The organism is Photobacterium rosenbergii (genome assembly GCF_033022775.1).
Taxonomy (GTDB): Bacteria; Pseudomonadota; Gammaproteobacteria; order Enterobacterales; family Vibrionaceae; genus Photobacterium; species Photobacterium rosenbergii_A.
The window spans coordinates 1-223 of sequence record NZ_JAWJZI010000071.1 but is presented as its reverse complement, the minus strand read 5'-3'; the positions used below and the strand labels follow the sequence as shown (position 1 = coordinate 223).

Genomic DNA, 223 nt, shown 5'->3' with positions numbered 1-223 from the left:
CAGGTTTGATTGGCCTTTCACCCCTAGCCACAAGTCATCCGCTAATTTTTCAACATTAGTCGGTTCGGTCCTCCAGTAAGTGTTACCTCACCTTCAACCTGCCCATGGCTAGATCACCTGGTTTCGGGTCTAATCCTAGCAACTGAACGCCCAGTTAAGACTCGGTTTCCCTACGGCTCCCCTAATCGGTTAACCTTGCTACTAAAATTAAGTCGCTGACCCA

At 48.9% G+C, this 223-nt stretch carries 1 rRNA gene; it reads right to left on the bottom strand.

Annotated features, from left to right (window positions below):
* Positions 1–223, bottom strand: a 23S ribosomal RNA gene (locus R2X38_RS26735); the annotation flags it as partial.